This window comes from Streptomyces sp. NPDC029014, from assembly GCF_055564695.1.
Genome location: NZ_JBVHVT010000002.1, coordinates 142,098 through 162,606, shown reverse-complemented (window position 1 = coordinate 162,606; position 20,509 = coordinate 142,098). Strand labels below are relative to the sequence as shown.

At 74.6% G+C, this 20,509-nt stretch carries 11 protein-coding genes and 1 pseudogene; 3 read left to right on the top strand and 9 right to left on the bottom strand.

Translation table 11 applies throughout. The features are described from left to right. Positions 1-64: 64 nt before the first annotated feature. Positions 65-886, top strand: a complete 822-nt coding sequence (locus ACZ4VL_RS02250; RefSeq protein ID WP_468194593.1) for a YhjD/YihY/BrkB family envelope integrity protein — start codon at positions 65-67, stop codon at positions 884-886. A gap of 116 nt (positions 887-1,002) precedes the next feature. Here ACZ4VL_RS02250 and ACZ4VL_RS02245 read toward each other — a convergent pair. The 5 genes and pseudogenes from ACZ4VL_RS02245 to ACZ4VL_RS02225 all read right to left on the bottom strand — a co-directional run bounded on the left by ACZ4VL_RS02245 (position 1,003) and on the right by ACZ4VL_RS02225 (position 7,823). Continuing rightward, positions 1,003-2,511: pseudogene (locus ACZ4VL_RS02245) on the bottom strand (fatty acyl-CoA synthetase). Positions 2,512-2,718: 207 nt separating this feature from the next. After that, the gene (locus tag ACZ4VL_RS02240; protein WP_468194590.1) at positions 2,719-3,819 is read right to left on the bottom strand and encodes a calcium:cation antiporter; all 1,101 of its coding nucleotides are present in this window, start codon (positions 3,817-3,819) and stop codon (positions 2,719-2,721) included. 105 nt (positions 3,820-3,924) lie between these two features. Continuing rightward, entirely contained in the window at positions 3,925-4,866 is a 942-nt protein-coding gene (locus tag ACZ4VL_RS02235; RefSeq protein ID WP_468194587.1) for a hypothetical protein, read from the bottom strand. 240 nt (positions 4,867-5,106) lie between these two features. Continuing rightward, positions 5,107-6,657 carry an acyl-CoA synthetase gene (locus ACZ4VL_RS02230; RefSeq protein ID WP_468194584.1) on the bottom strand — a complete coding sequence of 517 codons (1,551 nt, stop codon included), beginning with the start codon at positions 6,655-6,657 and terminating at the stop codon, positions 5,107-5,109. A gap of 56 nt (positions 6,658-6,713) precedes the next feature. Beyond that, positions 6,714-7,823 carry a nitronate monooxygenase gene (locus tag ACZ4VL_RS02225; protein ID WP_468194581.1) on the bottom strand — a complete coding sequence of 370 codons (1,110 nt, stop codon included), beginning with the start codon at positions 7,821-7,823 and terminating at the stop codon, positions 6,714-6,716. 1,500 nt (positions 7,824-9,323) lie between these two features. Here ACZ4VL_RS02225 and ACZ4VL_RS02220 point away from each other — a divergent pair. Further along, positions 9,324-11,096: a serine hydrolase domain-containing protein gene (locus tag ACZ4VL_RS02220; protein WP_468194756.1), complete on the top strand. Its 1,773-nt coding sequence runs from the start codon at positions 9,324-9,326 to the stop codon at positions 11,094-11,096. Here the strand turns inward: ACZ4VL_RS02220 and ACZ4VL_RS02215 are convergent. Beyond that, entirely contained in the window at positions 11,093-11,704 is a 612-nt protein-coding gene (locus tag ACZ4VL_RS02215; protein WP_468194578.1) for a hypothetical protein, read from the bottom strand. The two genes, ACZ4VL_RS02220 and ACZ4VL_RS02215, sit on opposite strands and share 4 nt — an antisense overlap. Positions 11,705-11,778: 74 nt before the next feature. After that, positions 11,779-17,622, bottom strand: coding sequence for a WD40 domain-containing protein (locus tag ACZ4VL_RS02210; RefSeq protein WP_468194753.1), 5,844 nt, complete (start codon positions 17,620-17,622; stop codon positions 11,779-11,781). Positions 17,623-17,842: 220 nt separating this feature from the next. Here ACZ4VL_RS02210 and ACZ4VL_RS02205 point away from each other — a divergent pair, with 220 nt between their 5' ends. Continuing rightward, positions 17,843-19,030 carry an SLC13 family permease gene (locus ACZ4VL_RS02205; protein ID WP_468194575.1) on the top strand — a complete coding sequence of 396 codons (1,188 nt, stop codon included), beginning with the start codon at positions 17,843-17,845 and terminating at the stop codon, positions 19,028-19,030. A gap of 21 nt (positions 19,031-19,051) precedes the next feature. Here ACZ4VL_RS02205 and ACZ4VL_RS02200 read toward each other — a convergent pair whose 3' ends face one another. Both ACZ4VL_RS02200 and ACZ4VL_RS02195 read right to left on the bottom strand, forming a co-directional pair. Continuing rightward, positions 19,052-19,891 carry an inositol monophosphatase family protein gene (locus ACZ4VL_RS02200; RefSeq protein WP_468194572.1) on the bottom strand — a complete coding sequence of 280 codons (840 nt, stop codon included), beginning with the start codon at positions 19,889-19,891 and terminating at the stop codon, positions 19,052-19,054. After that, positions 19,869-20,495: a hypothetical protein gene (locus ACZ4VL_RS02195; RefSeq protein WP_468194569.1), complete on the bottom strand. Its 627-nt coding sequence runs from the start codon at positions 20,493-20,495 to the stop codon at positions 19,869-19,871. Before ACZ4VL_RS02195 ends, ACZ4VL_RS02200 begins: the two co-directional genes overlap by 23 nt. Positions 20,496-20,509: the final 14 nt, after the last annotated feature.

The following is a 20,509-nucleotide window of genomic DNA, read 5'->3' as shown; positions in this document are numbered from 1 at the left end:
CGATCGGCCGTACTTCGGGGCGGCCCCCGAGAGCCGTCGGGCCCGTGCGGGTAGTGCATGAGGCGTGACCGCCAAGCTCCGACAGCTCCACGACCGGCTCCAGGCCTCCCCGGTCGGGCTCGCCTGGAGCCGGGGGCGCGAGATGGAGCTGATGCACCGGGCCATGGGCTTCGCCGCCCTCGGGTTCCTGACCCTGGTGCCGCTGCTGGTCGTGGTGGCGGCCGCCGCGCCCGGCAGCGGCTCGAACTTCGGCCGCTGGCTGGGCCAGGCGCTCGGGGTCGCGGCGTCCTCCCGGGCCCGGATCGAGATGCTGTTCGCGTCGGCCGACCTGGCGCTGGAGCGGACCACCGCCTTCGGCCTCGCCGCCCTGGCGGTGTTCGGCCTGACCTTCGGGTCGGCCGTGCAGACCGGGTACGAGAAGGTGTGGGACCTGCCCACGGCCCGGTGGCACACCATGTGGCGGCACGTCGTCTGGCTGGCCCTGCTGGTGTGCTACCTGGCGCTGCTCGTGGGGGTCCCCGCCCCGTCGGACAACACCCTGGGGAACCTCCTCGTCGGCACCGGGGACGTCGTCGGCACCTGCGTCTTCTTCTGGGGGTCCCAGCGCCTGCTGCTGGGCGGGCGGGTCCGCTGGCGGGCCCTGCTGCCCGGGGCCGTGGCGACCGGCCTGGGCCTGCTCGGCCTGCGGATCTTCTCCCAGCTGGTGTTCTCACCGCTGATCGCCTCCAACGCCGTGACGTACGGGCCGTTCGGCACGCTGCTGGTCGTCCAGTCCTGGCTCGTCGGCGTCGGCTTCGTCGTCTACGGGGGCGCGCTCGTGGGCCGAATGGTCCACGAACACCTGACCCTGCGCCGGTTGCGGCACGACGGCCTGCTCCTCGAATGAACCGCCCCGTCCGGCTTCCTGCCCGACCGACCGGGCCGCAGGGCGACGTCGACGTACGGGGTGCTGTCGCCGGGCAGCCGGTAGCGGTCCAGGACCGCCTCGACGAAACCGCCGTGTCAGCGGTCGGCCGGCCGGCCGAAACGGTCGCGCAGCTCCCGCTTGAGGATCTTGCCGCTGGCGTTGCGCGGCAGGGCCTCGACGAACAGCACCCGCTTCGGGGCCTTGAAGTGGGCCAGCCGCTCCCGTGCGTACGCCAGCAGCTCCGCCTCCGCCAGGTCCCCGCGCGGCACCACCACGGCCGTGACCGCCTCGATCCACCGCTCGTCGGGCAGTCCCACGACCGCCGCCTCGGCCACCGCGGGGTGCGTGTAGAGCACGTCCTCGACCTGCCGGGAGGCGACCAGCACCCCGCCCGAGTTGATGACGTCCTTGACCCGGTCGACGACCGTGAAGTACCCCTGCGCATCGCGCACCGCCAGGTCACCGGAGCGGAACCAGCCGTCCCTGAAGGCTTCCTGCGTGGCCCCGGGGTCGTTCCAGTAGCCCAGGCAGAGCTGCGGCGAGCGGTACACCACCTCGCCCGCGGTGCCGTCGGGCACGTCCGCGCCGTCCTCGTCGACGACCTTCGCCTCGACGTGCCGGACCGGCCGCCCGCAGGACTCCAGCCGCCCGTCGTGCTCCGCGGGCCCGAGCACGGTGGCCAGCGGCCCGATCTCGCTCTGCCCGAAGCAGTTGTAGAAGCCGAGCCGGGGCAGCCGTGCCCGCAGCCGCTCCAGGACCGGCACCGGCATCACGGACGCCCCGTATTACGCCTTGCGCAGTCCGCCCAGCTCGCGCCGCTCGAACTCGGGGTGGTCGGCGAAGGCGATCCAGACCGTGGGCGGCGCGAAGAAGCTGTCCGCCCTTCCCGCCTCCACCAGCTCGAACAGCTCTTCGGCCACGGGTGCGTCCAGGATCGTGTTCCGTGCGCCGACGGCCAGGTAGGGCAGCAGGAAGACGTGCATCTGCGCCGAGTGGTACAGCGGCAGGGCGTGCGCCGGCAGGTCCTCCGCGTGCAGGTCCAACGCCTCGACGGCGCTCTCGTACGCGTGGGCCAGCGCCCGGTGCGTCATTATCGCGCCCTTGGGCAGGGCGGTGGTGCCGGAGGTGTACAGCAGCTGGACCACGGCGCCCGGGTCGCCGGCCGCCTCGCACGGCAGCGGTTCGGCGAGCTCGTCGAGGAAGGAGCCGGGTGCGTCGCGCAGCGGCCGCACCGGGTACCCGTCAGGGATCCGCGGGGTCAGGTCCGGGTCGGCGAGGACCAGCGCGCCCGCGCAGTCGGCCAGGATGTGCGCGAGGTCGTCGCCGGTGAGGTTCTGGTTGACGGGGACGTGCGTGAGGCCGGCCCGGGCGCAGGCGAGGAAGGCGAGCAGGTAGGCGTCGGAGTTGTGGGCGAAGGCCACGACGCGGTCGCCGGCGTCCAGCCCGTACCGCCCGCGCAGGACGGCGGCTCCGGTGGAGACCGCCGCGTCGAGCTCGGCGTACGTCCACGCCCGGTCCCGGTACCGCAGGGCCTCCCGCTCGGGGAACCGGCGCGCGCTGTCCCGCACGAGCCCGTCGACCGTGTTGTCCCGCACTGCCGTCATACCGCGATCCTCGTGCCCCCGCGCACGACGGGTCAACCACCGGGACCCGAACGGGCCGCCGGCCCCCGGCCGGTACCCGGCACCCCGTCTGCCGTACCGGCGACGTCCGAGCAGCTCCGGCGCGCGCACCGCGTACGGCACGGCGTCCTCGTGGGCGATCAGGTGGGGGGTGCGGATGTACGGCGTCGAGCCGCGCAGGGAGCGGGCTCACGGGCTCACCGCCAGGAAGAGGTAGGCGGCCAGGACGACCACGTGGACGCCTCCTTGCAGCAGGGTGGCGCGGCCGAGTACGACGGTGAGGGTGCCGACCGAGACCGTGAGGGCGAGCAGCACCATGTGGACCGGCCCGAGGCCGAGCACCAGCGGGCCCGACAGCCACAGGGAGGCGAGGGCGATGGCCGGGATGGTGAGGCCGATGCTGGCGAGGGCGGAGCCGTACGCGAGGTTGAGGCTGGTCTGGACGCGGTCGCGGCTGGCGGCGCGGACGGCGGCGAGCGTCTCGGGCAGCAGGACGAGCAGGGCGATGACGACGCCGACGACGGCCTGCGGCAGGCCGGCCTCCGCCACGGCCGACTCGATGGTCGGCGAGACGGCCTTGGCGTTGCCGACGACGGCGACGAGGGCGACGAGCAGCAGCCCGAGGCTGATCCCGGCGGCGCGGGCGCTGGGCGGCGCGGCATGGTTGTCGTCGCCGGTGTCGGTGCCGGTGACGACGGGCAGGAAGTAGTCCCGGTGCCGGATGGTCTGCACGGAGACGAACAGCCCGTAGAGGGCGAGCGAGGCGCAGGCGGCGAAGGTGAGCTGGGCCCCGGAGAACTCGGGGCCGGGTTTGCTGGTGGTGAACGTCGGCAGGACCAGGCTGAGGGTGGCGAGGGTGGCCACGCTGGCGAGGGCGGCGCCGGAGCCCTCGGCGTTGAACACGGCGACCCGGTTGCGCAGGGCACCGACGAGCAGGGACAGACCGACGATGCCGTCGCAGGTGATCATGACGGCGGCGAAGACGGTGTCCCGGGCCAGCGAGGCGGTTTTGACGCCGCCGTCGACCATCAGGGTGACGATGAGGGCCACTTCGATGACGGTCACGGCCACCGCGAGGACGAGGGACCCGAACGGCTCGCCCACCCGGTGGGCGACGACCTCGGCGTGGTGCACGGCCGCGAGCACCGCGCCGGCGAGGCACAGCGCGACGATCGCCACCGCGTATCCCGGCAGGTCCCGCCCCCAGCTGAACACGAGCGCGAGGAGCGAGACGAGGGGGACCAGGACGGTCCATGCAGCGGCGGGGAGCCTGAGGACTGCGCGTCTCATGCCCCCACGCTGCCACGCCCCGTGGTCCGCCGCGCGACCGGCGGCGCGGGCCGGCCGCGGTCCCCGCGCCGGGGACTGCGGCCGGCCGCCTCTGCCGTGGGCGGGCTACCAGAAGATGACGGCGTATCCGTCACCGCTGCCGATCGACGTACCGCCGTTGCCGCCCGACGTGGTGCCGCTGGCACCGCCCCCGGCACCGAAGCCGCCGGTGCCGGCGGCGTCGGGCAGGCCGATGATGCCGTCGGCGACGCCGCCGCTGCTGTTGCCGGTCGGGGTCTCCCCGGGCCGGGTCACGCCGCCGGTGCGGCACGTGGCGGTGCCGCCGGTGCCGGGCGTGCCGTCCGCTCCGTCGACGGTGGTCCCGCCACCGCCCCCGCCACCGCCGCCACCGCCGCCGGCGGTGACCAGGACGTCACCCTTGGGCGAGGCCAGGGTGGTGGCGGTGCCCGCCGTGCCCGGGTTGCCGGCGGTGCCGGGGCCTCCGCCCGTGCCGCCGGGGCCACCGGTGCCGCCCGTGCCGCCGTCGCCGACGACGACCACGTACGCCTGCCCCGGCTTCACCGGGACGGCGCACCACGCCAGGCCGCCGCCACCGCCACCGCCGCCGGTGCCGCCGTCGCCGACGTTGGTGCCGCTGCCACCGCCACCGCCACCGCCACCGCCACCGCCGGCGCCCCAGGCCTGGATGAACACCGAGGTCACGCCCGGCGGGGGCACGAAGGTCCCGTCGTTGGTGTACTCCTGCACTCCGTGGTGCGGGGACTTCTGCTTCTGCTTCGGCTTCTGCTTCTGCTTCGGCTTCTGCTTGTCCTCCCCGGGCGGCGGGGCGTCCTCGGGACGGCCTTCCTCGCCCAGGGAGGGGTCGTCCTGGTCCGGCGGCGGCTCCAGCAGGTTCCGGGCGGAGGTGACCGCACGGGCCTCGGGGTCACCGGCCGCCTGGGCCAGCGGGGACATGACCAGCAGCTGGCCGGCGACGGCCGCCGCCGTGAGGGCCGCGACGCCCAGGGCCCGGCGCCGGGAGCGGCGGGAGGTGGTACTCGCGTTCATGACTTCCTTACCTCCCTCGGCCGCGCAGGCCGGAGGGAGTGCGTGAGATGGCGTGGGATTGCGGACCGAGTCGGTCCGCCGCCCATCTCATCGATGTCCGCGGGCGCCCTGCCACAGGCGCGGCCGTCGGTTAGCCCGGGCGGCCCGCAAGGTTGCGCTGCTGAGCGTACGGCCGGGGCGTGGCGCCATCGGAAGGCCGCGCCCGGTCGCGCTGCCCGTCCGCCTGCCGCCGGGCCCCGGTCACACCGCCCGGTCGCGGCCCTCCCAGTACGGGTCGCGCAGGCGCCGCTTGTACAGCTTGCCGTTGGGGTCGCGGGGCATCTCCGTGATGAAGTCGACGGTCCTGGGCCGTTTGTAGCCGGCCAGCAGGCCCGCGCAGTGCGCCAGGATCCCGGCGGCCAGCTCCTCCCCCGGTTCGTGGCCGTCGGCCGGCTCGACGACCGCTTTGACCTCCTCGCCCCAGTCGGCGTGCGGGATGCCGAAGACGGCGGCGTCGGCGACCGCCGGATGGGTGAGCAGCGCGGCCTCGATCTCGGCGGGGTAGATGTTGACCCCGCCCGAGATGATCATGTCGATCTTGCGGTCGCGGAGGAAGAGGTAGCCCTCCTCGTCCAGCAGTCCGAGGTCGCCGACCGTGAAGAAGTCGCCGATGCGGTTCTTCCGCGTTTTGCCCTCGTCCTTGTGGTAGCTGAAGCCGCCGGTGTTCATCTTCATGTAGACGGTGCCGACTTCCCCGGCGGGCAGCCGGTTGCCGTCGTCGTCGAAGACCGCGAGCTCGCTGATCGGCCAGGCCCGGCCGACCGTGCCCGGCTTCTTCAGCCAGTCCTCGGCGGTGGCGAAGGCCCCGCCGCCCTCACTGGCCGCGTAGTACTCCTCCACGCACTGCCCCCACCAGGCGATCATCGCCCGTTTGACGTGCTCGGGGCAGGGGGCGGCGCCGTGGATGGCATGCCGCATGGAGCCGACGTCGTACACCGACCGGGTCGCCTCCGGGAGGGCGAGCAGCCGGTGGAACTGGGTGGGGACCATGTGGGTGTGGGTGCAGCGGTGGGCTTCGATCAGCCGCAGCATCTCCTGTGGCGCCCACTTGTCCATCAGCACCAGCGGGTGGCCCATGTGCAGCGAGGCCCCGGCGAACTGCAGGACCGCCGTGTGGTAGAGCGGCGAGCAGACCAGGTGGACGTTGTCGTCGAAGGGGCGGATGCCGAAGATGCCGAGGAAGCCGCCGAGGTGGGTCTCCTCGGGGGTCCTGCCCGGCAGCGGGCGGCGGATGCCGCGGGGGCGGCCGGTGGTGCCGGAGGTGTAGTTCATGACCCAGCCGAGGGTGCGCTCCGCGGGGGGTGTGCCGGGCCTGCCGTCGAGGAGTCCGGCGTACGGGCGGAAGCCGGGGACGGCGCCGACGGCGTAGCGGTGCGTCGCGGGAAGGGCGGCCTCGTCGGCCGCGGCGGTGGCGGCGTCGGCGAAGCGGTCGTGGGCGATGAGCACCTTGGCCCCGGAGTCGGAGACGATCCAGGCGATCTCGGGGCCGACGAGGTGGTGGTTGACGGGGACGAGGTAGAAGCCGGCCTGGGTGGCGGCGAGGTAGGCGGTGAGGAACTCGACGCCGTTGGGGAGGACCACGGCGAACGCGTCGCCCCGTTCGAGTCCGGCGGCGCGCAGGCCGTGGACGAGGCGGTTGGCGTCGGCGTGCAGCCGGCCGGCGGTCCACTCCTCGCCCTGCGGGGTGACCAGGACGACCCGCTGCGGGTCGGCGGCGGCCTGGGCCCAGAACCCGCCTGCGGATTGCGGCACGTTGCCGTGGCCCCTACCGTTCGCGCCCGTCACACTGCTCACTCGGGTCACCCCTTTCACGCCGTCCGGCCGGCGATGCGGTTGATGCGGTCGACGGCCTTCTCGAAGCCGCGGGTGAGGTCGTCGAAGACGGCCCGGACGCTGCGCTCGCTGTTCATGCGGCCGACGATCTGGCCGACGGGGGTCCCGAGCAGCGGCTGGACCTCGTACCTCTGGATCCGGGAGAGCGCCTCGGCGACCAGCAGTCCCTGGAGGGGCATGGGCAGGGCGCCGGGTCCGTCCGGGCCGTCCCAGGCGTCGGTCCACTCGGTGCGCAGCTGTCGGGCGGGCTTGCCGGTGAGGGCACGGGAGCGGACGGTGTCGCCGGAGCCGGCGGCGAGGAGCTTCTCGGTGAGGGCGCGTGAGTGGAGTTCGGCTTCGGTGGTGGTCAGCCAGAGGGAGCCGAGCCAGACGCCCTGCGCGCCGAGGGCGAGCCCGGCGGCGATCTGCTCGCCACTGCCGATGCCGCCGGCGGCGAGGACGGGCAGCGGGGCGACCGCTTCGGCGATCTCGGGGACGAGGACCATGGTGGCGATCTCGCCGGTGTGGCCGCCGGCCTCGTACCCCTGGGCGACGACGATGTCGATGCCGGCTTCGGCGTGCCGGCGGGCGTGCTTGGCGCTGCCGGCGAGGGCGGCGACGAGGACGCCGCGGTCGTGGGCGCGGGCGATGACGTCGGCGGGCGGGGAACCCAGGGCGTTCGCGAGGAGTTTGACGGGGTAGTCGAAGGCCACGTCGAGCTGGGCGCGGGCGACCTGCTCCATCCAGCCGGTGATCCGCCAGCCGGAGGACTCGCCCTCGGGGAGCTCGGGGACGTGGTGCTTGGCGAGGGTGTCGCGGACGAAGTTGCGGTGGCCGGCCGGGATCATCGCCTCGATCTCGGCCTCGCCGATGCCGTCGACGGCCTTCTTGGCGGGCATGACGACGTCGAGGCCGTAGGGCTTGCCGTCGGTGTGCGCCTGCATCCAGTCGAGGTCGCGCCGCAGGTCGTCGGGGGCGGTGTAGCGGACCGCGCCGAGCACGCCGAAGCCGCCGGCACGGGTGATCGCGGCGGCGACCGCGGGGAAGGGGGTGAAGCCGAAGAGGGCGTGCTCGACTCCCAGTCTCTTGCTCAGCTCCGTCTGCATGGGCGGCAGCATGCCGCAGCCCGGCGGTCGAGGGAAGGGGTTTTCTGATGCAGCGTCAGATTCTTTGGGGGTGATCCGTGCGGGGCGCACGCCGCGGGCGGGCAGATACTTCGAGACGCCGATAGGGCGGACAGGAGGCCCACCATGGAGGCACGCACGGGGGACGACACGGCGCACCGCGCCCAGGACGCGGAAGCGCCCCCCGACCACGACACCACGCCCTCGCACCCCCTCGGGGCGCCGCCCCGCACCCACCCCGCGGGGCCCGGCTCCGAGGCCCCCGCGGCGCGGAGGCCGCACGCCGCGGACCGCGCCGCTCCGGCCGCCGGCCCCGCCACCCCACCCCGACCGGCCGCCGGCCCCGCCACCCCACCCCGACCGGACGGCGGCCCCGCGCCCGACCGCGGGGCAGAGGACACGGCGCACCCCGCCCGGCCCGCGTACGACGCGCAGGAGCCGAGCCTGAGGGCAGCCGACGGCCCGCCCGCGCGAGCCCCGCACATGGCCACGGCCGACGCGGCCGACGACGACGGAACCGGGCCCGCCGGCACCCCCCGCGCCCACCGCCCGTACCGCGGCACCGACGGCAACGGCCCGGCAGCCGAACCGGCCGGCACGACCGCCGGCGCCGCACCCCCACGCCACGGCAGCAGCGGCAACAGCGGCAACAGCGGCAACAGCGGCAACAGCGGCAACAGCGGCGACGGAACCACAGGCCCCCGCCCCACCGCACTTCCCGCAACCCCCTGCGGCAACGCCGATGACACGGACGCCGCAGGGTCGACCGACCCGCTCAGCGGCAACGGCGGAAACCATCTGCGCGACGGGCTCCCACCCCGCGGCACCGCGCCCGACGGCGAGGACGGCACACACGACACCTTCCACCCGGCAGCCCGCGCAGTCGACGGGCAAGGGAGTGCACTCCGCAGCGGCAGTGGAACGGCCGTCGGCAACGGCGCGGACCACACCGACGACGCCACGAGCGGCGAAGGCAGCGGGCGGCACGGCACGAACGGGCGGCACGGCAACGGGATGCGCGGCGGGCACAGCCACGGCGGGACCGGCGGGACCGGCGGGCCGCGCGACACGGACGACGGGGCGCGCAGGCAGCCCGGAGCGGACGGCAACGCCAACACGCGGTGCAGCAGGAACGCAGCCGCCGACGGGCAGCGCGGTGACAGCGAGATCGTCGAAGCGCAGCACGGCGGAGACGTGAACACCAGCACCCCGCACGACAGCGTCGGAAACACCGCCGGGCAGCGCGGCGAGGTCGGGACCGCCGGCGCACAGCGCGGCGGCAGCGGGGACTCGGCCGGGCTCCGCCGCGGCTCCGCGCCCGTCGGCGGAACCCCCACCGGCGACGACCACGGCCACCACCACGGCGGTTCGGAAGCCGGTGCCGGCGGTCGCGACGGCGGTGACGGCGCAGACCGCAGGACCCGCGAGACCCACGGCGGCGGCAGCGGCAGCAGCAGCGGGGGGCGGCCTCCCGGCGGCGGGCTGACGCGGCGGGCGCTGGGGGGCCGGTTGCTGGCGTTGGGCGGGGTGTTGCTGTTGCAGGGGGTGCTGCCCGGGGCCGCCGGGGCGGCGGGCAACCCGGCCGAGCGGCGGGCGCTCCAGGGGCTGCGGCTGCGGTACGGGTCCGCGCGCCAGGCCGGGCTGCTGGAGCGGCACTTGGAGCAGGTGGTGGAGGAGGCCCGGCGGTTCCTCGGCCCCTCCCCCCTGCACCCCTATTACGCCGGGGCCGTGGTCCTCGCGGGCCGCGGCCGGACCATCGCCCTGCACCGGGCGATGGGCGACGCCGTACGGTACGCGGACTACGACGGCCGGACCGACCTCGCCCAGGAGTTCCCGGCGGCGCAGCGCATCGCGATGGCGGAGGACACCGTCTTCGACCTGGCGTCGCTGACCAAGCTGTTCACGTCACTGCTGGCGGTCCAGCAGATGGAGCGCGGCCGTCTGGAGTTGGAGGCTCCGGTGGACCGGTACCTGCCCGAGTTCACCGGCGGCGGCAAGGAGTTGATCACGGTCCGGCAGCTTCTCACCCACACGTCGGGGCTGCGCTCCTGGGCACCGTTCTACCAGGAGCCCACCCGGGCGGGGCAGTTGCGGCTGCTGTGGTCCGTGCGTCCCCAGGAGCCGCCCGGGACGGTGTACCGCTACTCGGACCTCAACCTCATCACGCTGCAACTGCTCCTGGAACGGATCACCGGTCACACTCTGGATCTCCTGCTCCAGGACGAGATCACTGCTCCGCTCGGGATGCACCGCACGCGCTACAACCCGCCGCTCTCCTGGCGCCGCGTCACGGCCGCCACCGAGGTCCAGCGCCCACCCTGGTCCGGCCTGGACCGCGGGCTGGTGTGGGGCAGGGTGCACGACGAGAACGCGTACGCCCTCGGCGGCGTCGCCGGCCACGCCGGGATCTTCAGCACGGCCTGGGACCTCGCCGTCCTCGCCCGCGCCCTCCTCGACGGCGGGATCTACGCCGGCCGACGCATCCTGCGCCCCGCCTCCGTCGAACTGCTCTTCACCGACTTCAACACCGCCTTCCCCGGCGACGACCACGGTCTCGGCTTCGAGCTCTACCAGCACTGGTACATGGGCGCCATGGCCACCCCCCGGTCCGCCGGCCACACCGGCTTCACCGGCACCTCCCTCGTCCTGGACCCCTCCACCGACTCCTTCCTCATCCTGCTCGGCAACTCCGTGCACCCCGTACGCACCTGGCGGGCGGGCAGTGCCCCGCGGATCGCGGTCGGCAACCGCTTCGCCCGAGCCGTCCCGGTCCGGACCCGGCACGGCGGCCCGGCCTGGTTCTCCGGCATGGAGCCCGGCGGCTCCGGCACCCTGACGCTGCCCCCGCTCACCCCGGCCACCGCCGAGGCCCGGCTGCGCTGTGCCGTGTGGTGGGACACCGTGCCCGGCGAGGGTGCCTTCCACCTGGAGGCGTCGGCGGACGGCACGGTGTGGCAGCCGCTGCCGTTCACCACGGTCCGCACCACCGGTGGCACCGCCGAACAGTGGCCGCAGGGCCGCACCGACGGCTGGTCGGGCCGCATCTGGCACCGCCTGGAGGCCCCCCTCACGGCCTGGGCGGGCCGCCCGGTGCACCTGCGCTTCCGGCACGCCGCGACCGGCCGCTACGTCGGGCGCGGGGTGTACGTGGACGTCGTACGGGTGTCGGAGCGGGCCCGGCTGTTGTTCTCGGAGGACCGCCCGACCGACGCCGCGGCCCTCCGCGCGGACGGCTGGACCCGCTCGTCCGACTAGGTCTTCGCCGCGAGCCAGACGGCGATCTGTCTCTGCAACTCGCGTTCGCGGGAGGAGCCGTCCCACTGCGCGAACCATTCGAGGAACCGCAGGACGTTCTCGGAGCGGTCCGGGTGGGCCACCGCGGTCACGTCCACGCCGGCCTCGCCCGTCGAGCAACTGACGTACACGCTGCTGTCGAGGGACATCATGCCGAAGCCCGGGTGGCCCGCGCGTATGCCGAGGAACGCCGACGCCGCGCCCCGGCCCATGACGTCCCAGCGGTCCAGGAGCCGGACCCGGGTCCAGACCGCCGGTGCGGTATGGCGGCCACTGCGCATGTCCTGCAGGACGGCCTGGTGCGTGCGGGTGCCGTGGGGGAGGTGGACGAGGAACTCGCGCCGGTGGTCGAGAAGACCCGAGGAGACCGCGAGGTCGTACCAGCCCTCGTTGAGCCGCTCGACGAGCCGCGGGGTGTCGTACCGGTGCGAGAAGCCGCCGACGACGTCCTCGGCACCCCAGCTCCCGACGAACGGCATCGTGCCGTCCGGCACGGCGTTCGGGATCACCTCGAGGCCGGCCCGCCGCAGCGGCCGGTACACCTTGCGCTCGCGCTCCTGGATACCCACCGGTCACTGTTCTACCAGGGCCGGCGTGCCGAGAGTCCCCCGGACCGGACTCGGGGGCGCCGGACGCCGCCTGCTCAGAGCTCCTCGCCCAGCGGCAGGCGACGGATGCCCGGCAGGTACTCGTCGAGTTCTCCCGGGGTGAACCGGGACATCCCGACCACGTGCCAGAACTCGCCGGCGACGTCGCCCTCGTACTTGTACCCGCCGGACGGGGTCAGCGTCGCCCAACCGCCCGCCAGGCCCATCAGGGTCGCCCGCAGCGTCGGCGCTCCCCCGCCCGCGGTCGCCGGCAGGGTCCACAGCCGGACCGTGCCGTCCTCGGCGCCGCTCGCGAGGGTGGTGCCGTCCGGGGAGAAGGCGAGGGACAGGACCCGGCCGGTGTGGCCGACGAGGTCGGCGACGTGTTCGCCCGTCCCGGCGTGCCACAGGCAGACGCTGCGGTCGTCGCCCGAGGCGGCGAGCAGGGGCCGGGACGGGTGGGCGGCCACGGCCCACAGCCGGCCGCCGCGTCCGCGCAGGCGCAGGGCGGCCCGCCCGTCCCGCCAGACGATGACGGTGCCGTCCCAGCTCGCGCTGGCCAGCCAGCCGCCGCTCCCCCGCCCGTACGCGACGCCGTACACGCGGTCAGCGTGCCCGCCGCCGTCGCCCCCGAGCTCCGCCACGAGCCGGCCGCTGCGGGCGTCCCACACCCGGACGTGGCTGTCGTCGCAGCCGGTGGCCAGGACGTCGGCGTCCGAGCGGAAGGCGATCGAGCGGACCCGGCCCCGGTGGGCGTCCAGCGTGGACACGGGCGAGCCGGTGGGGCGGAACCAGACCCGGACGGAGTCGTCGTCGTTGGCGGTGGCCAGCAGGGTGCCGTCGGCGTTGAAGGCCTCCGCCCACACGTGCTCGGTCTCGGCGTCGAGCTCGCGCATGTACGCGCCGCCCGCCGGGTCCCACAGGTACATGTCGCCGTCGTTGCTGGCCGTGGCGAGGAGGGGTTCGACGGGGCTGAAGGCCGCCGACACCAGCCGGTCGCCGCGCCCGAGGAGCTCCTGCGTACGTCGCCCGGTGCGGGTCTCCCACAGCCGTACGACGCCGTCGTTGCCGGCGGTCGCCAGCTGCGTGCCGTCCGCGCTGAAGGCGACCCCGCTGATCCGGCGGCCGTGACCGCGCAGGATGCGCTTGCCCTGGCCGGTGGCGGCGTCCCAGATCTGCGCGCCGCCGTCGTTGCCGACGGTGAGCAGCTGGCTGTCGCCGGGCCGGAAGGCGCAGGCCCAGGCGGTGCCCCGGTGCTCGGTCGGCTGCTGCGGGTGGAGGGCGACCGTGTGGCCGTGCGGGCGGGCGGTGACGGTCCACAGCCGGACCGTGCCGTTGCTGTCGCAGGCAGCGAGGAGCCTGCCGCCGTCACCGAACAGCACCTGGTAGACGGCGCCGGTGCTGCGTTCGAGGGTGCCGGCGGGGGTGCCGACGACGGGGTCCCACAGTCGGACCTGGCCGTCGGTGTCACCGCTGGCGAGGAGGTTCCCCTCGGGGTGGAAGTCGAGGACGTACACGCGGCCGGTGTGCCCGGTGAACTCGTGCAGGAGCCGGCAGTCAGCCGTGCGCCAGACCCTGACCGTGCCGCCCTGCCCGGCCGCGCCTCGGTCGGCGGTGGCGAAGAGGGTGCCGTCGGGGCTGAACCGCGCGCGGTAGACGGCCCCTCGGTGGCCGTCGATCTCGCGGACGCACCGGCCGGTGGCCAGGTCCCAGAGGCGTAGCTGCGCGTTGGCGTCGCCGGTGAGCAGGGTTCCGCCGGGGCCGTACACGGCGGTGTAGACGGGGGCGGTGTGGCCGGGAAGCCGGTGCAGGGGCGCGCCGCCGGCCACGTCCCAGACGGTTACCAGGCCCTCGCTGTCGCCGGTGGCGAGGAGGGTGCCGTCGGGGTCGAGGGAGAGCGGCCACACCCCGTCGGGGTGGATCTCCAGGCGGTGCCGGCAGGCTCCGGTCACCGGGTCCCAGAGCCGTACGACGCCGTCGGATCCGCCGGTGGCGATGGTGTTCGCGCGGAACTTCACGGCGTACACCCGGCCCTCGTGGCCCTGGAGGGTGCGCACGGCGCGGCCGTCGTCGCCGCCGCAGACCAGGATGGAGCCGTCCTCGCTGCCGACGGCGAGGAGTTCGCCGTCGGGGCTGTACGCGATGGGTTCGGGGAGGCGGCTGGTGCGGATGCCGAAGCCGTACGGGACGCCGACCGCCGACGGGCGCAGGCCCGCGTCGACGGGCATGCCGGGGGCGATGGCGGCGGTGGCGAGCTCGAGGGCGGCCCGCACGTCGTCGTCCATCGTCACGTCGATGAGCGCGGCCCGGTGCCAGCGGCTGCCGGTCAGCCGGGCGCCGCGCAGGTCGGCCCGGGTCAGCCGGGCCCGGCTGAGGTTGGCGCCGGTCAGGTCGGCCCGGCTCAGGTCGGCCCGGTCGAGGCGGGCGCCGACCAGCAGGGTGCCGCGCAGCAGCGAGCCGGAGAGGTTGGCGCCGATCAGACGGGCGTCGGTCAGGTCGGCGTCGGTCAGGTCGACGCCGGAGAAGTCGCGGTGCGAGAGGTCCTCGCCGGCCAGCCGGGCGCCGCGCAGGTCGGCGTTGGCGGGGACCCGGAGGCGGTCGCTGATGCGGACGGCGTTGGCGCGGGCGGCGTCGCTGACCCCGCGTCCGGGAGAGTCGAGGACCTCGCGCACCCAGCGGGCGCAGCGCTCGTGGTCGGCGAGGTCGCAGAAGAACTCCACGGCGAGCTGGCTGAGCGGGCGGGCGGAGAGCAGGGCGTGCTGCCCGCGGTCGAGTTGGCGGGCGGCTTCCCGCGCGACCAGCCATTCGATGACGGATCCGTGGATGAACTGGAACACTCCGTCGTCGCTGCGCACGAGCAGGCTGCCCGCGCCGACGGCCTGGGCGCGCTCGGCCGCGGTGAGCGGGGACTCGGTGAGTTCGTTGAGGGTGGCGGCCACCGTTTCGGTGAGCTCGTCCAGCCGCAGGGCGCTGCGGCCGCTCTCCCACAGCCGCCAGGCCAGTGCGGTGACCGCGGCCCACAGCTCGTCGAGGGTGAGTCCGGGCGGGGCGCCGGGCCCGCCCTGGCCGCGCTGTTCCTCGTACTGCAGCCAGGCGGTGAAGACGTCCTCGTAGAGGCGGGCCGGGCTGAGTGCGCGGCCGGCTCCGGCGACGGCCCTGAGCTGGTCCTGGCTCAGGCCGGCGACGAAGGACAGCAGCCGGGGGTTGCGGCAGAGCATCAGCAGGTCGGGGATGTTCCGCAGGAGCTGGTAGCGGCGGTCGGCGGAGGCCTCGTCGCCGTAGCTGCGGACCAGGTAGGAGCGGATCTGCGCCGGGGTGAAGCCCTCGACGGACAGGATCCGGCGCTGCGGCAGCAGTCCGACGCGCTCGCCGAGGGCGGTGAGGACCTGGGCGTGCGACTTGAAGTGCTGGGTGCGGCTACTGACGACGATCTTCGCGCTGTCGACGGCGGCGTCGAGGAGGACCTGGAGGTGGTCGGCGGCGCGGTCGTAGCTGACGCGGTGGACGAGTTCGTCGAAGCCGTCGAAGAGGAGGACGACCCGGCCCTGGGCGAGCATGTAGCGCAGGGCCCGCAGGTCGATGGTGTCGACGTCGTGGCCGGCCAGATGGGCGGCGACGAGGCCTTCGAGGCTGTGGGCCCGGTCGAGGCTGTTGAGCGGGATGAGCAGCGGGGTCAGGTGCGGGAGCTGTCCAGCGATGCGGCGGGCCAGTTCCCGCAGGGCGAAGGTCTTGCCGTGGCCGAAGTCGCCGAGGAGCAGGACGAAGCGGCCGTGGTCGGATTCGAGGAGTTCCAGCAGTTCCTCGACGAGGCCGTCGCGTTCCTGGCCGTCGGGGCGGTCGGCGTCGCGGTAGCGCTGGGGGAGGTAGAGGGAGGGCGGGTACTGCTCGCTGGCGACGAGCCGGGCGGTCTGGGCGGTGACGTAGCCGCGCAGGTCGAGCAGGCCCTGGAACTCGATGAAGCTGCGCACCCGGACCCGTACGCCGTGGCTGGCGGCCCGCTGCCGCAGGGCGCCGGGCGGTGCCTCGCCGCCGTACACGAGGACGGCTTCGGAGCCGGGGTCGGTGGCGTGGACCTGGGCGATGAACCGGTCGAGTTCGTCCTCGGCGGGGGTGCCCGGGTGGACGGCTATGCGCTGCTGGCGGACGACGCCGTCGTCGGGCTCCCGCCAGGTGGACATGATCTGCACCATGTCGCCCGGTTCGCGGCGCGGTACGTCGCGCAGCCGTACGCCCTCCCTGCGGACCCGGCAGACCTCCTTGACCCGCTCGGCGAGCGAGGCGGCGGGGTCGTCGAGCGGGGCCCTGCCCTGCCGGGGCAGGGCGTGGACGACGGCGGGGAGTTCGGGGACGGGGAAGACCCGGCGGGTCTGCCGCCAGTCGGCGGGGAAGCGCTCGCCGGAGCCGGTGATGCGGTCGTCCCATCGGGTGACGCCGTCGGCGGTGACCTGGAGCAGCTGGAAGCGGGCGGGGGCGGCGGAGCCGAACAGCGGCAGCCCGCCGGCGGCGCCGGTGAGCTGGGAGCGGCTTGGGTCGGCGGTGGTGGTGCGGGGGCCGCCGGTCGGGCCGTGCAGCAGCAGGTGCAGCCGGGGCGCGGCCAGCCGGGCGAGGGTGTCGGCGTCCCTGAGCGCGCCGGGGCCGCCGGCCGCGTCGCCGGGGCGGCGGCCGTCGGTGAGGGGGTGCCGGAGGGCTCCGATGCGGAGCCAGCCCTCCTCCTCGTACGTGCGCATGGCTTCGGCGAACCAGGCGGCCTGGTCGCGGCCGATGAACCCGTACTGCTCCTCGGGGCGGTGGCTGTAGGCGATGGTGGAGTTGAAGCCGGCGACGACGGTGCTCAGTTCGGGCACGGGGAAGAGGGTCCAGGGTTGGTCGCTGTCGAAGACGGTCTCCAGGCCCTGGTAGAGGCCGCGGAAGAGCCGGGTGTAGTGGCGCCACTTGGGCCAGTACGGCGGCTGCGGTGCGACCTCGTCGGCTTCGCAGGTGTGGAAGTAGGCCTGGGAGGCGGCCTGGTTCACGTCCTGCGCGCCGGGCACCACCATCACCCGCTGGGGGGACAGGTCGAGCTGGGAGCGCAGGGCGGTGAGGAAGCTGAGGGCCTGGTCGCACTCGCGGGGGCTGCCGGAGGCGGTGAGGTCGCCGGTGACGACCATCAGGTCGGGGGCGGGGGCTCCGGCGTCCCTGAGCATGATGAGGTCGCCGCGGACCTGCCGGCTGAGCGCGTCGGGCTCGCGGCCGCGCCCGAAGTCGGGTCCGGCCAGGTGCAGGACGGTGACGGCGTCGCGGGCGCTGCCGCCGGCCGGGGAGGCCTGCGGGTAGAGGGGTGCCCGGGCCGGCCGGCGGCGCCCGGACCAGCCGGGGCCGGCGAGGGCGCTCGGCTGCGGGCGGGCCGGATCGGGCTGCTCGTGGTGGCGGGCGGGGGCCGGTCCGCTGCCCGGGTAGCCGGGCCGGCGACCGGGGCGGGCGTGCCCGTCGACGGCCTGCTCGACCCGGGTGAGCAGCAGGGAGCGGGCGGTGTCGGAGTCGGGCACGCCGACGAGGTCGACGTAGGTGATGGTGGCGAGGAGGCCCTCTATGGGCATTTCGTCCACCCGCACGGTCAGCAGGCGGCGCTCGGGGGACTCGGGCGAGGCGCGCAGGGCGGCCTGCCATTCCATGCGGCCGTAGGTGGAGCGCTCGTAGTGGCGGGACAGGACGGCGATCACCGCGACGGACTCGCTGACCCCGCGGTCCATGAAGTCGATGAAGTTGGTTCCCGGCACGAAGTCCCAGGCCTGGACGACCGTGCGGTAGCCGGCTTCCTCCAGGGTCCACGCGATCCATGCGGCCCATGGTTCGTCTGCTGGCGAGTAGCTGATGAAGAAGTCGAACTCTCTTGCGGATGCGCCGAATTGCCCGTCCGTCATCATGGATCCATGGTAGGCCCGGGGGTCCGGGAGCGACCTTGTTCCGGCGAGGAAGGCCGGGTTCCCGGCCGGCGGTGGGGCCGGGCTCGCGCCGGCGGGCCGCCGTCCGGTCCGACCCGTTCACCCGACCGGATCCAGCTCCGTTCACTTTGCCCCGTTCATCCTGTTCTGCACCTCGCCGTCTGATGTCCGGGCGTGCGCGTGTGCGACTCTGTTCGCCGTGTCTCTCCTCAGGCGTCTCCACGCACTCGACTGGCTGGCCGGCGGGCTGCTCGTGCTCGGCGTGCTCTGTGTGGCCACGGGTCTGCTCCCCACCGGTCCCGCCGGCAACGTCATCGAGCGCATCGGCCCGCTGCTGGTGTTCCTCGCCACGGTCATCGTCCTCGCCGAACTGACCGGCAAGGCCCAGGTCTTCGACGTGGTCGCCACCTGGGTGGCCCGCGCGGGCCGGGGGAACTACCCCCTCCTGTTCGGTCTGTGCGTGGCGTTCGCCTCCCTCACCACCATCACCCTCAACCTGGACACCACGGCGGTGCTGCTGACCCCGGTGATGCTGGCGCTGGCGACCCGGGTGGGCATCGCGTCCGTACCGCTGGCGATGACCACGGTCTGGCTGGCGAACACGGCGAGCCTGCTGCTCCCGGTGTCGAACCTGACGAACCTGCTGGCCGCGGACCGGGTGGCGCTGGCCCCGTCGGAGATGGCCGCCGCCATGTGGGCGCCGCAGCTGGCCGCCATAACGGTCACGATGGCCTGCCTGTGGGGCTTCTACTGGCGTCTGGGCCGCCGCGGCGAGCTCCGCTACGAGCCGCCGTCGCCGCCGAGCCCGGCAGACCGGGTGCTGTTCCGGGTGTGCGCGGTGGCCTGCGCCGGGTTCCTGCTGGCCATCCTCGCCGACGTGCCGCTGTGGGCGGCGTCACTGACGGCCGCACTGGTCGTGGTGGCGGCCTTCGCGGTCCGCAGCCGCGAGACGCTCCGGCTGTCCCTGGTGCCCTGGCGGCTCCTCGTCCTCGTACCCGGGATGTTCCTGGTCGTGGAGACGGCCAGCGCCAACGGGCTGCAGGAGGTACTGGCGGCGGCCATCGGATCCGACAACGGGCCCATGGGGATGCTGAGGTCGGCCGCGGTCGGCGCCGGCTTCTCGAACATACTGAACAACCTGCCGGCGTACATGGCGGGCGAGTCGGCGATCCCCGACGGCAACCACCACCAGCTGCTCGCCCAGCTGATCGGCGTCAACGTGGGCCCGGTCGTCACGCCGTGGGCCTCGCTGGCCACCCTGCTGTGGTTCGAGCGGTGCCGCTGGCACGGCACCCGGATCGACCTCGGCCGCTTCCTCGGCACGGGACTGGTGCTGGCGGTGGCGGGCACGCTGGCGGCGACGGTGGCCCTGGCGGCCACCGCGTAGCCCCACCCCGCGCCGCCCGGCTCAGCCGGCCGCCCGCTCGACCGCGGCCCCCACCTCCCGCAACAGGTACGCGAGGGTCCCGCCGCGCCCGGCCACGAAGCTGCGCCCGGTGTCGTCCCCGGCGAAGCCGGGCCGGAACTGCGTCCCGGACAGCGTGCGCAGCTCCACCCCCGCCTCGGCCGCGAGCAGTGCCCCGGTCGGCAGGTCCACGCCCTCGGCGCGGTAGCCGACGAAGGCGTCGATGGTGCCGCGGGCCAGCAGGCTCCAGCCGAGCAGCGGCGCCCACAGCTGCAGGACGCGCCGGCAGCCGAGTTCGAGCGCCCCGCGCAGCGCCGTCGCGGTGGCGTCGCCGCGGGCCACCGCGTACCCCTGGGTCCAGGCGACGACGGGCCCGGGGCGCGGCAGGATGGGCCGGGGGCCGGGCAGCGCCCCGGCCGGCCCGTACGCCCCGTACCCCTTGACCGCGTGCCAGGTCTCCCCGGTGACCGGTTCGTGCACGACGCCCATGACCGGGGTGCCGCCGAGGCACAGGCCGATGCCCACCACGAACGCGGGCAGGCCGATCGCGACGTTGTTGCTGCCGTCCAGTGGGTCGACGAGCCAGGTGCGTTCCCCGGCGGCGCCGAGGAGGCCCGCCTCCTCGGACAGGATCCGGTCGTCCGGGAAGTGGTGCCGGATCCGGCCGAGGACGAGTTCCTCGGCGGCGAGGTCGAGGTCCATCAGGACGTCGCCGGAGTCGCCCTTGGTCCGCAGGCGGCGCGCCGCACCGAAGCGGCTGCGCAGCAGGCCGCCCGCCTCCTCGGCCGCGGCGACGGCGACCTGCCGCTCCTGGTCGAAGTCAGGCAGCCCGCTGCTCGGCATGGATCCTCCTGAGGACGGCGTGGACGCTGCGCACGGTCAGTTCGGTGTCGCACAGCCGGCGGGTGGTGCGGCGCGGACGGCCGTCGATCGGCCCGAGCGACAGGTCGGCCCGCCCGGGCACGGACAGCCCGTGGACCAGGGTGGCGGCGGGTTCCGGGCCCTCCAGGGCGGTGGCGTGGAACTCGCCCGCGGTGAGGGTGTAGGTCCCGCCCCGGGCGGTGACGTGGGCGGGACCGAGTTCGCTGCGCACGAGGAGGGGGGTGGGCCGGATCTCGTCGACTCCGTCGCTGCCGCTGTGCACCTCGAACACGCGGTGGGTGGCGCCCTCCTCGCCGGCGCCCACCTCCCGCACGCGTACGGGCAGGTTGGCCACCCGCCCGTACAGCACGCGGCTGCGCAGTTCCCAGCTGTGGGCGTGCAGCGGGGACGCGCCCGGCTCGGCGCGGTCGCCGGCATCGAAGAGGTGCACGCAGATGCCGCGGGGGTCCTCTCTCACCAGGGGGAGGCAGAGGAATCCGAGGGGGTGCCGCACCGCCCGTAACGTCCTTTCCCCGGAGGCGATCTCCTCCAGGGTGGCGAGTGTCCTTTCGAGCTCGTGGTCCATGGGGGCGCGCCGGA